The organism is Spiribacter roseus, from assembly GCF_002813635.1.
GTDB classification, from domain to species: domain Bacteria; phylum Pseudomonadota; class Gammaproteobacteria; order Nitrococcales; family Nitrococcaceae; genus Spiribacter; species Spiribacter roseus.
Genome location: NZ_CP016382.1, coordinates 1,729,474 through 1,742,973, shown reverse-complemented (window position 1 = coordinate 1,742,973; position 13,500 = coordinate 1,729,474). Strand labels below are relative to the sequence as shown.

The 13,500-nt window shown below is 67.9% G+C and carries 15 protein-coding genes; 9 read left to right on the top strand and 6 right to left on the bottom strand.

The genetic code is table 11. The features are described 5' to 3' along the window. Positions 1–38: 38 nt before the first annotated feature. Genes atpD through BBH56_RS08570 form a run of 5 tightly spaced genes read left to right on the top strand, consistent with a single transcriptional unit; the run spans position 39 to position 6,429 of the window. On the top strand, positions 39–1,415 hold the full coding sequence (gene atpD, locus BBH56_RS08590; protein ID WP_148122575.1) for a F0F1 ATP synthase subunit beta: 1,377 nt from the start codon (positions 39–41) through the stop codon (positions 1,413–1,415). Between the two features lie 12 nt (positions 1,416–1,427). Further along, a complete protein-coding gene (locus BBH56_RS08585; protein WP_069133807.1) occupies positions 1,428–1,856 on the top strand; it encodes a F0F1 ATP synthase subunit epsilon in 429 nt (142 codons plus the stop codon). A gap of 39 nt (positions 1,857–1,895) precedes the next feature. Further along, positions 1,896–3,269 (top strand): bifunctional UDP-N-acetylglucosamine diphosphorylase/glucosamine-1-phosphate N-acetyltransferase GlmU, encoded by a 1,374-nt coding sequence (gene glmU, locus BBH56_RS08580; RefSeq protein WP_148122574.1) that lies wholly within the window; start codon positions 1,896–1,898, stop codon positions 3,267–3,269. Between the two features lie 15 nt (positions 3,270–3,284). Beyond that, positions 3,285–5,117: a glutamine--fructose-6-phosphate transaminase (isomerizing) gene (glmS, locus tag BBH56_RS08575; protein ID WP_148122573.1), complete on the top strand. Its 1,833-nt coding sequence runs from the start codon at positions 3,285–3,287 to the stop codon at positions 5,115–5,117. A 19-nt stretch (positions 5,118–5,136) separates the two neighbouring features. After that, on the top strand, positions 5,137–6,429 hold the full coding sequence (locus BBH56_RS08570) for a hypothetical protein (RefSeq protein ID WP_148122572.1): 1,293 nt from the start codon (positions 5,137–5,139) through the stop codon (positions 6,427–6,429). Here BBH56_RS08570 and BBH56_RS08565 read toward each other — a convergent pair. Further along, entirely contained in the window at positions 6,407–6,862 is a 456-nt protein-coding gene (locus tag BBH56_RS08565; RefSeq protein WP_148122571.1) for a PAS domain-containing protein, read from the bottom strand. The genes BBH56_RS08570 and BBH56_RS08565 overlap by 23 nt on opposite strands. Continuing rightward, positions 6,862–7,338, bottom strand: a complete 477-nt coding sequence (locus BBH56_RS08560) for an SRPBCC family protein (protein ID WP_144346853.1) — start codon at positions 7,336–7,338, stop codon at positions 6,862–6,864. The genes BBH56_RS08565 and BBH56_RS08560 overlap by 1 nt, the downstream gene beginning before the upstream one ends. Positions 7,339–7,450: 112 nt before the next feature. Here BBH56_RS08560 and BBH56_RS08555 point away from each other — a divergent pair, with 112 nt between their 5' ends. Beyond that, positions 7,451–7,927 carry a hypothetical protein gene (locus BBH56_RS08555; protein ID WP_157809142.1) on the top strand — a complete coding sequence of 159 codons (477 nt, stop codon included), beginning with the start codon at positions 7,451–7,453 and terminating at the stop codon, positions 7,925–7,927. Then, on the top strand, positions 7,924–8,613 hold the full coding sequence (locus BBH56_RS08550; RefSeq protein WP_198515214.1) for a fumarylacetoacetate hydrolase family protein: 690 nt from the start codon (positions 7,924–7,926) through the stop codon (positions 8,611–8,613). The genes BBH56_RS08555 and BBH56_RS08550 overlap by 4 nt, the downstream gene beginning before the upstream one ends. Positions 8,614–8,619: 6 nt before the next feature. Here the strand turns inward: BBH56_RS08550 and BBH56_RS08545 are convergent, their stop codons facing one another. Then, positions 8,620–9,042: an organic hydroperoxide resistance protein gene (locus BBH56_RS08545; RefSeq protein ID WP_148122569.1), complete on the bottom strand. Its 423-nt coding sequence runs from the start codon at positions 9,040–9,042 to the stop codon at positions 8,620–8,622. 104 nt (positions 9,043–9,146) lie between these two features. On the opposite strand from BBH56_RS08545, the gene metC reads away from it, so the two are divergent. Further along, positions 9,147–10,382, top strand: a complete 1,236-nt coding sequence (gene metC / locus BBH56_RS08540; protein ID WP_198515213.1) for a cystathionine beta-lyase — start codon at positions 9,147–9,149, stop codon at positions 10,380–10,382. Here metC and BBH56_RS08535 read toward each other — a convergent pair. The 3 genes from BBH56_RS08535 to BBH56_RS08525 all read right to left on the bottom strand — a co-directional run bounded on the left by BBH56_RS08535 (position 10,379) and on the right by BBH56_RS08525 (position 12,346). Further along, positions 10,379–10,777 carry a PAS domain-containing protein gene (locus BBH56_RS08535; RefSeq protein WP_069133791.1) on the bottom strand — a complete coding sequence of 133 codons (399 nt, stop codon included), beginning with the start codon at positions 10,775–10,777 and terminating at the stop codon, positions 10,379–10,381. The two genes, metC and BBH56_RS08535, sit on opposite strands and share 4 nt — an antisense overlap. Before the next feature lie 62 nt (positions 10,778–10,839). After that, on the bottom strand, positions 10,840–11,646 hold the full coding sequence (locus BBH56_RS08530; protein ID WP_148122568.1) for a metal ABC transporter permease: 807 nt from the start codon (positions 11,644–11,646) through the stop codon (positions 10,840–10,842). Next, positions 11,636–12,346, bottom strand: a complete 711-nt coding sequence (locus BBH56_RS08525) for a metal ABC transporter ATP-binding protein (protein ID WP_318262535.1) — start codon at positions 12,344–12,346, stop codon at positions 11,636–11,638. Before BBH56_RS08525 ends, BBH56_RS08530 begins: the two co-directional genes overlap by 11 nt. A 112-nt stretch (positions 12,347–12,458) precedes the next feature. Between BBH56_RS08525 and BBH56_RS08520 the strand changes: the two genes are divergently transcribed. Beyond that, positions 12,459–13,445 (top strand): zinc ABC transporter substrate-binding protein, encoded by a 987-nt coding sequence (locus BBH56_RS08520; RefSeq protein WP_148122566.1) that lies wholly within the window; start codon positions 12,459–12,461, stop codon positions 13,443–13,445. The last annotated feature ends 55 nt before the right edge of the window (positions 13,446–13,500 follow it).

Here is a 13,500-nt window from a genome sequence, read left to right as displayed (position 1 = left end):
CAACCGAATAAAACGCTTTCGCGAAGAGGAACCGCGCTATGAGTTCAGGAAAGGTCGTCCAGATCATCGGTGCCGTGGTGGACATTGAGTTCCCCCGCGACGCTGTCCCGAAGATCTATGACGCACTCGATATCAAATCCAACGGGCTGGTCCTCGAGGTGCAGCAGCAGATCGGCGACGGGGTCGTTCGGGCCATCGCCATGGGCAGCACCGACGGCCTGCAGCGCGGTGTTGAAGTGACCAACTCGGGGGCAGCGATCTCGGTGCCGGTGGGGGAAAAGACCCTCGGCCGCATCATGAACGTCCTCGGCGAGCCGGTGGACGACGTCGGCGGGATCGGTGCCGAGACGCACTGGCCGATCCACCGCGAGGCGCCCTCCTATGAGGAGCAGGCGGGTTCCACCGAGCTGCTCGAGACCGGCATCAAGGTCATCGACCTGCTCTGCCCGTTCGCCAAGGGCGGCAAGGTCGGCCTGTTCGGCGGTGCCGGTGTCGGTAAGACCGTCAACATGATGGAGCTGATCCGCAACATCGCCATCGAGCACTCGGGTTATTCCGTGTTCGCCGGCGTCGGTGAGCGGACCCGCGAGGGCAACGACTTCTACCATGAGATGAAGGACTCCGACGTCCTCGACAAGGTCGCCCTGGTCTACGGGCAGATGAACGAGCCGCCGGGTAACCGCCTGCGCGTCGCGCTGACCGGCCTGACCATGGCCGAGTACTTCCGTGACGAAGGCCGTGACGTGCTGATGTTCATCGACAACATCTACCGCTACACGCTGGCGGGTGTCGAGGTCTCGGCGCTGCTCGGCCGGATGCCGTCGGCGGTGGGCTATCAGCCGACGCTGGCCGAGGAGATGGGCGTGCTTCAGGAGCGCATCACCTCCACCCGCAAGGGGTCGATCACCTCGATCCAGGCGGTCTATGTGCCGGCGGACGACCTGACCGACCCGTCCCCCGCGACCACTTTCGCGCATCTGGACGCCACCATCGTGCTGGCGCGCTCCATCGCGGAGCTGGGCATCTACCCGGCGGTCGATCCGCTCGACTCCACCTCGCGTCAGCTCGACCCGCAGGTGGTCGGCAAGGAGCACTACGACACCGCGCAGGACGTCCAGCAGGTGCTGCAGCGCTACAAGGAGCTGCAGGACATCATCGCCATCCTGGGCATGGATGAGCTCTCGGAAGAAGACAAGCAGAGCGTGACCCGGGCGCGTAAGATCCAGCGTTTCCTCTCGCAGCCGTTCTTCGTCGCCGAGGTGTTCACCGGCTCCCCCGGCAAGTACGTGTCGCTGAAGGAGACCATCCGCGGCTTCCGGGCCATCGTCGACGGCGAGCATGATGACCTGCCGGAGCAGGCCTTCTACATGGTCGGCACCATTGACGAGGCCGTCGAGAAGGCCCGCAACCTCTAAGGGAGGGCCGCTATGGGCATTACCATGCATATCGACATCGTCAGCGCCGAGGAGTCGATCCACTCCGGCGCCGCGACCTTCATCGTGGCGCGTTCGGTGGGGGGCGAAGTGGGCATCTACCCGCGCCACGTCCCCATGCTGGTGCAGCTGAAGCCGGGCGAGGTGACGGTGCGCGACGAGTTTGGCGAAGAGCAGTTCTACTATGTCTCCGGCGGTACCATGGAGGTGCAGCCCGATGTGGTCACGGTGCTCGCGGATGCCGCGACCCGCGCCCATGACATTGATGAAGCCGCTGCGGAACAGGCGCGCAAGCGGGCCGAAGAGGCCCTCGCCAACCGCACCAGCGAGGTGGATTACGCCCGCGCCCAGGCCGAACTGGTCGAAGCCGCGGCCCAGCTGCGAACGGTCCAGAAGATCCGCAAGGCCGCCAACCGGACCTGATCCCGGCTGGACGGCCCCTGGCGGGCGGGAAGGAGTCCCATGTCCAGTCCCCCCTTAAGTGTCGTTGTCCTCGCCGCCGGCGAGGGCAAACGCATGCGCTCCCACACCCCCAAGGTGCTGCACCCGGTGGCAGGGCAGCCGATGCTGGCCCACGTCCTTGAGGCCGCGCGCACCCTCGAGCCGGCTGCGATCCATGTCATTCATGGTCATGGCGGCGAGGCCGTCCGCGCCGGATTCCCCGATGCCGACCTGCACTGGGTCCATCAGGCCGAGCGCCTTGGCACCGGCCATGCCGTGCGTCAGGCCCTGCCACATATCCCTGATGACCATCAGGTGCTGGTGCTGTGTGCCGATGTGCCCCTGATCCGCGCCCGCACCCTGCGCACGCTGGTGGACGCTGCCGCGGACGGGGTCTCGGTGCTGACCGTGAGCCTTGGCGATGCCACCGGTTATGGCCGGATCCTGCGCGCCGCCGACGGGCGCATCCAGGGCATCGTCGAGGAAAAGGACGCCACGCCGGCCCAGCGCGCCATCCGCGAGATCAACACCGGCCTGCTCTGTCTGCCGGCGCGCGCCCTGCGTGGCTGGCTCGAGGCCCTCGACACGGGCAATGCCCAGGGGGAGTACTACCTGACCGACTGCATCGCCCTCGCCCACGACGCCGGGCTCGCCGTCGAGCCGGTGGTCTGTGACGACCCCGACGAGGTCCAGGGCGTCAATGACCGGGGGCAGCTGGCCGCCGTCGAGCGCGCCTGCCAGCGCCGCCAGGCCGACGCCCTGATGCGCGACCAGGGCCTGGGGCTTGCCGATCCGGCGCGCTTTGACCTACGCGGCAGTCTGCGTGTGGGCATGGACTGCTTCATCGATGTCGACGTCATCATCGAAGGGCACGTCACCCTGGGCGACGGCGTCCGGGTGGGCCCCTTCAGCCGACTCAGGGACTGCAGCATCGGTGCCGGCAGCGAGGTGCTGAGCCACTGTGAGCTGATCTCGGCGACCCTCGCCGAAGACTGTCAGGTCGGCCCCTACGCGCGGCTGAGACCGGGGACCGAACTGGAGACGGCGGCCCGGGTCGGCAATTTTGTCGAGGTCAAGCAGGCCCGGGTCGGCGCCGGCAGCAAGATCAATCATCTCTCCTACATCGGTGACGCCCGCCTCGGTCGGCATGTGAATGTGGGCGCCGGAACCATCACCTGTAACTATGACGGCCGGCACAAGCACCTCACGCAGATCGGTGACCGCGTGTTCATCGGCTCCAACACCGCGCTGGTGGCGCCTGTGCATGTCGGTGCCGGTGCCACCGTGGGGGCCGGCACCACCGTGCGCGAGGACGTGGCCGAAGACAGCCTGGCGGTGGATCGCGGCCAGCGCCGCGAGATCAGTGGCTGGCGCTCCGGGCATAACGATCACTGACAAGGGAGACGCTGGATGTGTGGAATCGTTGGTGCAATCGCGGAACGGGACGTCGCCCCGATCCTGCTGGAGGGGCTGCGGCGACTGGAGTACCGCGGTTATGACTCCGCCGGCCTGGCGCTGCTGACCGCCGACGGATCGCTACAGCGCCACCGCGCGGTGGGCAAGGTCGAGGCCCTGGCCGCCGCCCAGGCGGCCGCGCCCCATCATGGCCCGGTGGGTGTGGCGCACACGCGCTGGGCCACCCACGGCGCGCCCACCGAAGCCAACGCCCATCCCCATGTCGCGCGTGACGACGTGGCGATCGTGCACAACGGCATCATCGAGAATCACGAAGCCCTGCGCGAGCGACTGACCGCGGCGGGTTACCACTTTGAGTCACAGACCGATACCGAGGCCATCGTCAACGCCATCCACGAACGCCTTGAACTGGGCGATGACCTGCTTGCGGCCACCCGCGCCGTCATCGCCGAGCTGACCGGCGCCTTTGCGCTGGGCGTGATCTCGCGACGCGATCCCCAGCGCCTGATCGTGGCGCGGAGCGGCAGCCCGCTGGTGATCGGGGTGGGCATTGGTGAGCATTTCATTGCCTCGGACGTGGCGGCGCTGCTGCCGGTGACCCGGCAGTTCATCGACCTCGAGGAGGGCGATGTGGCCGAGCTCACCCGCTCGGCGGTGCAGGTCTATGATGCCGACGGCCGGGCCGTGGAGCGCGGGGTACGGACCTCGACGCTCACCGCCGACGCGGTCGAGCGCGGCGCCTTCCGGCATTTCATGGCCAAGGAGATCCATGAGCAGCCCGCCGCCATCGCCGAGACCCTCGAGGGCCGCGTCAGTGACGACCGGATCCTGCCCGAGGCGCTGGGCCCCGACGCCAGCCGCCTGCTGGCCGATGTCCGGCGCGTGCAGATCGTCGCCTGCGGGACGAGCTACCACGCCGGGCTGGTGGCGCGTTACTGGTTCGAGTCGATCGCGGGTCTGCCCTGCGATGTCGAGGTGGCCAGCGAATTCCGCTACCGGGCGCATGTCGTCGCCCCGGACACGCTGTTCGTGACGCTGTCGCAGTCCGGGGAGACCGCCGACACCCTGGCGGCGCTGCGCGAGGCGAAGACCCTGGGCTATCGGGCGACGCTGGCGATCTGCAATGTGCCCGAGAGCTCGCTGGTGCGGGAGTCGGACCGGGTGATGATGACCCGGGCGGGGCCCGAGATCGGGGTTGCCTCGACCAAGGCCTTCACCACGCAGCTCACCGCGCTGCTGCTGACCGTCATCGCCGCCGGCCGGGCCCATCAGCTGGGTCGCGACGAGGAAGCCCGCCTGGTCCGGGCCCTGCGTCAGATCCCGCGCCAGATCGAGACCGTGCTGGGGCTGGAGCCCCACATCGAGACACTGGCCGAGGCATTCATCGACAAGCACCACACCCTGTTCCTGGGGCGCGGCACCCAGTATCCAGTGGCCATGGAGGGGGCGCTCAAACTCAAGGAGATCTCCTACATCCATGCCGAGGCGTATCCGGCCGGTGAGCTCAAGCACGGGCCGCTGGCGCTGGTGGACGCGGATATGCCGGTGGTCACCGCAGCGCCCAACAACGACCTGGTGGAAAAGCTCAAATCCAACCTCCAGGAGGTCCGCGCGCGCGGTGGCCGGCTCTATGTGTTCGCCGACCCGGCCGCGGCCCCGGCGGCCTCCGACGACTGTCAGGTGATTGCTCTGCCATCCGTGGACGAGGCGGTGGCTCCGCTGCTTTACAGCGTGCCGCTGCAGCTGCTGGCCTATCACGTGGCCGTGCTCAAGGGCACCGATGTCGACAAGCCGCGCAATCTGGCGAAATCGGTCACGGTGGAGTGACTTTCGCGTCATTAAGTCGATGATCCGGCCCTTTAAGCCGGTCCCGGCCACGGTCGCGGGGCTGGCGCTGACGGCCTGCATCGCGCTCAGCGCCGTCGCCAGTCTCACCGGTGCGGTGCCGCTGCTGGCCGCCGGGCTGCCGGCCTGGCTGGCCGGTGTCATCCTCTGGCGCGATGTGCCGCGCCGGGTCCGCATTCAAAGCAGTGTTCTACTCGCCGTCGGGGCGCTGGGCCTTGGCGTTGGTTTTTTCGCCGAGGGGACAGTGGACTGGCGCACGGCGGTGGCCGGTAACGCGCTGTTGATCGCGATGCTGGGCGCGGTGAGTTTTCTGCGCCTGATCGCCGTGCCACCCGCCGCCGCCTCGGCGCAGGTGCCGCTCGGCCGGCGCAGCCTTGCCACCACCCTGGCTGGCGTGCACCTGTTCGGATCCGTGGTCAATCTGCCCACCGTGTTCATCATGGCAAGGCGCATGAGCGACGGCCGCACCCTCAGCCGCCAGCAGACCATCACCCTGGTGCGCGGCTTTGGCAGCGCGGCGTTCTGGTCACCGTTTTTTGCCGCCATGGCCGCGGCGCTTACCTACGCCCCGGGCGCCCGGCTGCCGACATTGCTGGCGTTCGGTGTGCCCCTCGCGCTGGTTGCCCTGCTGATCACCTTCCGCGATGTCAGCGCGCTGGATGCCGAGGGCTTTGTCGGCTACCCGATCAACTTCAGCAGTCTCTGGCTGCCGGGGTTGCTGGCCCTGGCCATCCTGTTGGCCCACAGCTGGCGGCCCTCACTGTCGGTGCTGGGTCTGATCGCCCTGCTGGCACCCACCGTCACCGCCGCGGCGCTACTGATCAATCAGCGGCATACGGCGCGGACACTGGCCGATCATGTCCGCAGTGGTCTGCCGGCGATGCGCGGCGAGCTGGTGCTGTTCCTGTCCGCGGGGGTGATGGCGGCCGGGTTGATGAGTCTGGTGGCGGTGACCGGGCTGGCGCTGCCCTTCGAGCGGTTCGGCGGCCCCCAGGCGGGGCTGTTGCTGGCGTTGCTGGTGGGGTTGGCCATTGTCGGGGTGCATCCGGTGATCGGCGTGGCCGCCGCAGCGGCGGTCGTGGCGCCGCTGGACCCCGACCCCAGTCTGCTGGCCAGCTGTTTCCTCGCCGCCTGGGGCATCGGCGTGGCGGTCAGCCCCCTGTCGGCCCTCAATCTGGCCCTGCAGGGGGCGTATGCCCTGCAGCCGCTACAGATCCTGCGCTGGAACCTGCCCTATGCCGCGATCATGATCGCGGTGGCGGCGGGGCTTTTCATGCTTCATCCGGGCGGTTGAACAGCGCCGCCATGCGATCGGCCTCTTCGCGGGCGGTGACGATGGGCGTGATGTCGTACTGAACGCCCAGGTAGTAGATCAGCTGGCCGTTTTCGTCATGCAGCGGCTGTACGGTGAGCTGGTTGTGGAACATCTCGCCGCTGCGCCGGTAATTGCGCAGCACCACCTCGACCCGGGACTCGGTGCGCATCGCTTCGCGGATCGATTCGAGTCCGGGCTGGTCCCGGTCGTCGCCATGCAGAAAGCGGCAGTTGCGGCCGATGATTTCCTCCTGTGGGTAACCGCTCATGTCCTCGAAGACCTTGTTGGCGAACACGATCGGGTTGTCCGGCTGATCCGGGTCCGACAAGGTGATGCCGTTCACACAGGTATCCAGGATCTGGGTGAGCATGTTGGGGATGAGGCCGGTGTCTTTTTCGGGGATGAATGCCATCACTGCTCTCCTGAGGGGGCACGGGCGGGGTCGGGCGTTTCCGATTCCACGAGGTGCTTGAGATTGCGGGCGACCCGGTCGACGCCGGTCTGCACGGCGTGGGTGATGAGCTTTTCGAACGGCCGGAACGCCATGCCCAGCTGACCGAGCTCAAAACGGAAGGTCAGCCGCGTGGCCTGCCCGCCCTCGTCGCTGAAGTGGAAGTCGATGAAATACGGATCCTTCACACCCCTGAAGCTGATCCGCTGCGGCCGCTCGAGGGCGGTCACCTCGAAATCGGTGGTGGTCTTCCGGCCCTGGTCGACGCGCATCTGCCGGCCTTTCCAGCCCAGATCGAGGGGGCCCTCCGTCAGCGCCTTGAGGCTTTTCACCTCCGGCGACCAGCGGGGATAGTTGTCGATGAAGCCATCGACCACGAACGCGAACACCACGGGGCTGGGTCGGCGGATCATCGCGGTGGCGCTGGTTTTGACCATGTCTCTCCCGGTGGGCGTCAGCCGCTGCGTTGATTGCACTCTAACCCGATGTCGAAGAATATCGGAAGCGTGTTGTCACAGGGTGTGTACCCGCTTTAGAGGATGATTCGCCATGTTGGTTTCGCGATTCCGTCAGGGCCTGAGCGCGGGTCTGCTAATGGCCGGGCTGGCCGGGCTGGCCGGCGCCAGCGAGCCGGCGGTCCCCGGTCCGGATCTGGCCGCCCGCGAGGTGGTCCGCATCCAGCTCGACGCCCTCAGTGACAACGACAGCCCCACCCCCAACGCCGGCATCGAGCAGGTCTGGGCGTTTGCCCATCCTGACAACCGCGCCGTCACGGGCCCGTTGCCGCGTTTCAAGCGCATGCTCAAGGGCCCGGGTTACGGGGTGCTCATTAACCACAGCCGTGCCGAGATCACCCCCGTGGGCGAGGGCGATGAGCGTGCCGTCTATTGGGTGCGGGTGGTGGCCCGGGACGGCGGGTTCTACCGCTTTCGCTGGCAGCTGAAGAAGGCCTCGCTGGAGGCGGGCCCGGCGTGGATGACCACTGGTGTGACCCCGGGCCGCGATACCGGGGAGAAGATGCTGTGAGCGACCCGGTGATCCCACTGCCGCCGCGCTGGATGCTGCCGGTGACCGGTGGGGGTGGCTTTCCCGTGCGGCGGGTGTACTGCGTGGGGCGCAACTACGCCGATCATGCCGCCGAGATGGGTCATGACCCGAACCGCGAGCCGCCGTTCTTTTTTCAGAAAAACCCCGAAAACCTGCGCACCGACGGGCTTTTCCCCTATCCGGCGGGCAGTCGGGACGTGCAGCATGAGATCGAGTTGATGGTGGGGCTGGGAGAGGGCGGTCGCGACATCCCCACCGCCCGGGCACTGGGCTGTGTCTGGGGCTATGGCGTGGCGCTGGACATGACCGCCCGCGACCTGCAGGCCCAGGCCAAGGCCCGGGGTCGGCCGTGGATTGATGCCAAGGCCTTTGATGACGCCGCACCCTGCTCGGCGCTGACGCCTGTGGATCAATGCGGGGACCATGCCGAAGGGGCCATCGAGCTGGCGGTCAACGGCGAGGTACGCCAGCGGGGCAACCTCAATCAGCAGATCTGGTCACTGCCCGAGGTGATCGCCGCCCTGTCGGCGCGGTTCACGCTGGCGGCCGGGGACATCATCCTCACCGGGACGCCGGCCGGCGTGGCACCGGTCATCCCGGGGGATCGGCTGGTCGGTCACATCGAAGCCATGGGCTCGGTGGATGTGACCGTCACCCGCGGCTGACGGCCCTCAGGCGATGGTCGTGGTGACGTCGATATTGCCCTGCGTCGCGTAGGAGTAGGGGCAGACCACGTGGGCGGCCTCGACCAGCTTCTCGGCGTCGGCGCGGTCCACGCCCGGCAGCTCCACCGACAGGTCCACGCCAATCGCAAAGCCCTGGCCATCATCGCGCTTGCCCAGTGCCACGTCGGCGGTCACCTTGGTGTCGGCCGGCACCTGAATGCCCGCCTGACCGCCGGCGAACTGCATGGCGCCCAGAAAGCAGGCCGAATAGCCGCAGGCAAACAGCTGCTCGGGGTTGGTGCCCTCGCCGCCCGGGCCGCCGAGCTCTTTCGGCGCGGTCAGCTTGACGTCGAGCGAGCCGTCGCGGGTCGCTGCGTGGCCATCGCGACCGCCGGTGGCGGTGCCCGTCGTGGTGTAGAGAACGTCCATGGTTTGGCTCCTGTTGTCTGATGAATCCATTGGGATCACCCCTGACCATACACGCCCGGCGGCCTGCGGATCAGCCTTGACTTGTCAGTCCGGCGAATCCTGCCATGCTGACGGCCATGACCCGGGACGAGAAGGAGACAGCCGTGGGACGCGGGACGCGACTGGTGCATGGCGCACGACCGCCCTATGTGGACGGCCGGCGACCGGTGAACCCGCCGGTGGTGCGGGCGGCCACCGTGGATTTCGCATCAATGGCCGACATGGCCGCCGCCCAGCAGCCCGGCAGCGCCGGCGCGCAGTCATTCACCTACGGGGTGCGGGGCACGCCCACCGGTTTCGCCCTCGAGGATCTGATCACCGACCTTGAGAACGGCCACGGCACCAAACTCTACAGCTCCGGGCTCGAGGCCATCGCCGCGGTGCTGCTGGGCTTTCTGCGCCCCGGCGACCATCTGCTGGTGGTGGACACGGTCTATGCACCGGTCCGCCAGCTGCTGGACCGCTTCCTGCACGAGCGCGGCATCCGCTACGACTTCTACAGCCCCCGCGAGCCCGATCTGGCGCGGCTGCTGCAGCCCACCACGCGGATGATCTACACCGAAACCCCCGGCTCGGTGACCATGGAGCTGCAGGACATCGCCGGCATCGTCGCCATCGCCCACGCGCACGGCGACGTCCTGGTGGTCTGCGACAACACCTGGGCGTCGGGATACTGCTATCGGCCGCTGGAGCACGGCGCCGATCTGTCCATCGTCGCCGGCACCAAGTATCTGGGCGGGCACTCGGATGTGCTCATGGGCTCGGTCACCGCCACCGCCGCGACCTTCGAGGCCCTCCACGAGGCCAGTGTGCTGCTGGGGCTGGCGGTGTCCGCCGATGACTGTGCGCTGGTGCTGCGCGGCGCGCGGACCTTGCATATCCGCTATCCCGCCCATGCCGAGCGGGCGCTGCGTCTGGCGGACTGGCTGAACGCCTGCGACCAAGTGGCGGCGGTGCACTATCCACCCCTGCCAGACAGCCCGGACCATGCCCGGTGGCGGGCCGAGTTCGACGGCGCCGCGGGGCTTTTCAGTATCGAACTGGCGCCCGGCGTCGCCCACCGCGCCGCCGCTTTCGTCGATAAACTGGAACTGTTCGGCCGCGGTGCCTCGTGGGGCGGATTCGAGAGCCTGGCGCTGCCCTGCAGCCTGCACGATACCCGCAGCCTCGAGACCGGCGCGGATCGCGGGCCGCTGGTGCGTCTGAGCGTGGGGCTGGAAGACCCGGACGACCTGATCGATGACCTGTCCCGGGCGCTGGACGCCACCCGGGCCGATACGCCGCCGGCCCCGGGGGGCTAGATCTCGCCGGTGACGTCGTACTGCACGGCGACGTGGTGGGTGACCCGCCCGTCCTGCCGGACCGGGATCACCTTCCACTCAAGGATGAACTCGCGGCCGTCCTTGCGGTAGTTGACCGTCTCGCCATGAAACACCTCGCCGCGGCGGATCTGCTCACCCAGACGCTGCAGCACGGCGGCCTCGGTCTTGGGGCCCTGGAGCATGCCCGGCGTCTGGCCGACGACCTCCTCGGCGGTGTAGCCGGTCATCTCGGTGAATGCCGGATTGACGTAGATGATCGGCCCGGCACTGCCATCATCCGCCGCCTCGGTGATGGTGATGGCGTTCAGGGAATGATCGGCCGTGGCCTTGAAAAGCGCATGGCCGAGGGATTCATCAATATGGGGAATATCCATTCCAGCGTGCTCCGTTGCGGGTGTGACGATGGCCTTCACGCTCCCAGCCCCACCGTGCCGTGTCAAACCGCCCGATGGCGGCCCGGCAGGCTGCGCGCCAGACCGGCCAGCAGCGCGAAGAGCGTGGCCGATACACAGACGATGGTCGGGCCGGTGGGCGTGTCCCACTGCCACGACCCCCACATGCCACCCAGCACCGCCAGCGCCCCCAGACCGGCCGCGGCCATTGCCATGCGCTCGGGCGTGCGGCTGAACGGCCGCGCGGTGGCGGCGGGAATGATCAGCAACGCCGCGATCAGCAGCACCCCCACCACCTTGATGGCCACCGCCACCACAATCGCCAGCGCCAGGGTCAGGATCAGCCGCTCGCGCGACGGCTCGAGGCCCTCGGCATAGGCCAGATCAGCATTGACCGTGGTCAGCAGCAGCGCCTGCCAGCGCCACAGGGTCAGGCCCAGCACCAGCAGCGAGCCGCCCCAGATGATCGCCAGGTCGCTGCGCCCCACCGCCAGGATATCGCCGAACAGGTAGGCCATCAGGTCGATGCGCACGTCCCTGAGAAACGACACGGCCACCAGACCGAAGGCCAGTGACGAGTGCGCCATCACCCCCAGCAGGGTGTCCATGGCATAGCCGCGGTCGCTCAGCAGACTGACCGTCACCGCCATCAGCAGCGAGACCGCCAGCACACCGACGAAGATCGACATCGACAGCGCCAGCGAAAGCGCGACGCCCAGCACCGCGGCGTGGGCGGTGGCGGCGCCGAAAAAGGCCATTCGCCGCCACACTACAAAGCAGCCGAGCGGTGCCGCGGCCAGTACCACACCCAGCCCCGCGAGGGTGGCGCGGACCAGAAAGTCATCCAGCATGGTCGGGCTCCGTGTGGGCATCGTGGGGATGGTGATGGGGGTTATGCCGGAACAGCGCCAGCGCCGTGTCGTCATCGGTGCCGAACAGGGCGCGGTATTCCGGCGCGGCGGTCACCGCCTCGGGCCGGCCCTGGCAGCAGATGTGGTGGTTGAGACAGATCACCCGATCGGCGGCACGCATCACCACATGCAGGTCATGGCTGACCAACAGGATCCCGCAGCCCAGGCGGTCGCGGATGTGCTCGAGCTGGCGGTAGAACTCGGCGGTGCCGGCCTGATCCAGCCCCTGCGAGGCCTCGTCGAGCATCAGCAGATTGGGCGCGTCGATGAGTGCCCGGGCCATCAGCGCCCGCTGGAACTGCCCGCCGGACAGCGACGTCAGGGCACTGTCGGCGCGGCCGGGCAGACCGGCCTGCTCCAGCGCCTGATCAATGGCCTGCCGCGAGTGGCGGCGGGGCAGGTTCAGGAACCGCCGGACGCTGAGCGGCAGCGTCGGGTCGATGTGCAGGCGCTGCGGCACATACCCCAGACGCAGGCCGGACGCCCGGGTGATGCGCCCGCTGGTGGGCCTCATGGCCCCGATCAGCGCGCGCAGCAGCGTCGACTTGCCCGACCCGTTAGGCCCGACCACGGTGACGATTTCGCCGGCGGACAGGCTCAGCGTGATGTCCTGCAGGATCGGGTTGTCATTGATCCGCATATTGAGGCTGTCCGCCTGTATTAAGGGAGTCTGTGGATTCGGCATCTTTCAACCCGGTGAACTAATGTTATAGTATATCGTTACATAAACAGCCTGCGAAGGAGAGTTTCTCATGAAACGCCGGTCCACTTCCGCCCTACCGCGACCCCGTGCCGCCCTGCTGGGCCTGATTTTCGGCGTCATCGCCGCGCCGGCGCTGGCGGCACCGCGCGTCGCCACCGACGTCGCGCCGGTGCAGTCGCTGGTCACCCAGGTGATGGACGGGGTGGCCGAGCCGTCCATGGTCATCCAGCGCGGCGCCTCGCCCCACAGCTATTCGCTGCGCCCCAGCGAGGCCGCCACGCTTGAAAACGCCGACATCGTGTTCTGGGTGGGCGATGAACTGACTCCATGGCTGACCGGTGCGCTGGACAACCTGGCCGGTAACGCCGACTCAGTGGCGCTGCTGCACACCGAGGGGACGCTGCGCCATGGCTTTCGCGACCGGGTGCTGGCCGAGGCCGCCCATGACGGGCATGAGAGTCATGAGGGCCACGAGGGCCACGAGAGCCATGACGAGCACGAAGGCCATGCCCACGAGGGGGTTGATCCGCATGCCTGGCTGGACCCGGTCAACGCACAGCACTGGCTGGGCGTGATCGCCGACACCCTGGCCCGCCATGATCCCGCCAATGCCGAGCGCTACCAGGCTAACGCCGACGCCGCCCGGGATCGGATCGACGGACTCATCCGCGAGGTGCGCGGCGAGCTCGAGGGGGTCCATGACGAGGCGTTCATCGTCTTCCACGACGCCTATCAGTACTACGAGCGCCGCTTTGACCTGAACACCGTCGGCGCCATCTCACTCAGTGACGCCCGCGATCCGGGCCCGGCGCACATCGCCGAGATCCGCGACATCGTCGCCGAGCGCGACGTGCAGTGTGTGTTCGCCGAGCCGCAGTTCAACCCGGCCATGGTGGACACCGTGCTGAGTGGCACCGATGCCCGCACCGGCGTGCTGGATCCGCTGGGCAGCGAGATCCCCGCCGACGGGGATTACTACACGACGCTGATCAATCAGCTCAGCGAACGTCTGGTGACCTGCCTGTCGGCGGGCTGATTCGCGCATCCGGGGTAATCCCGCGCTAGAATGGGGGTTTTCCGGATATCCCTCG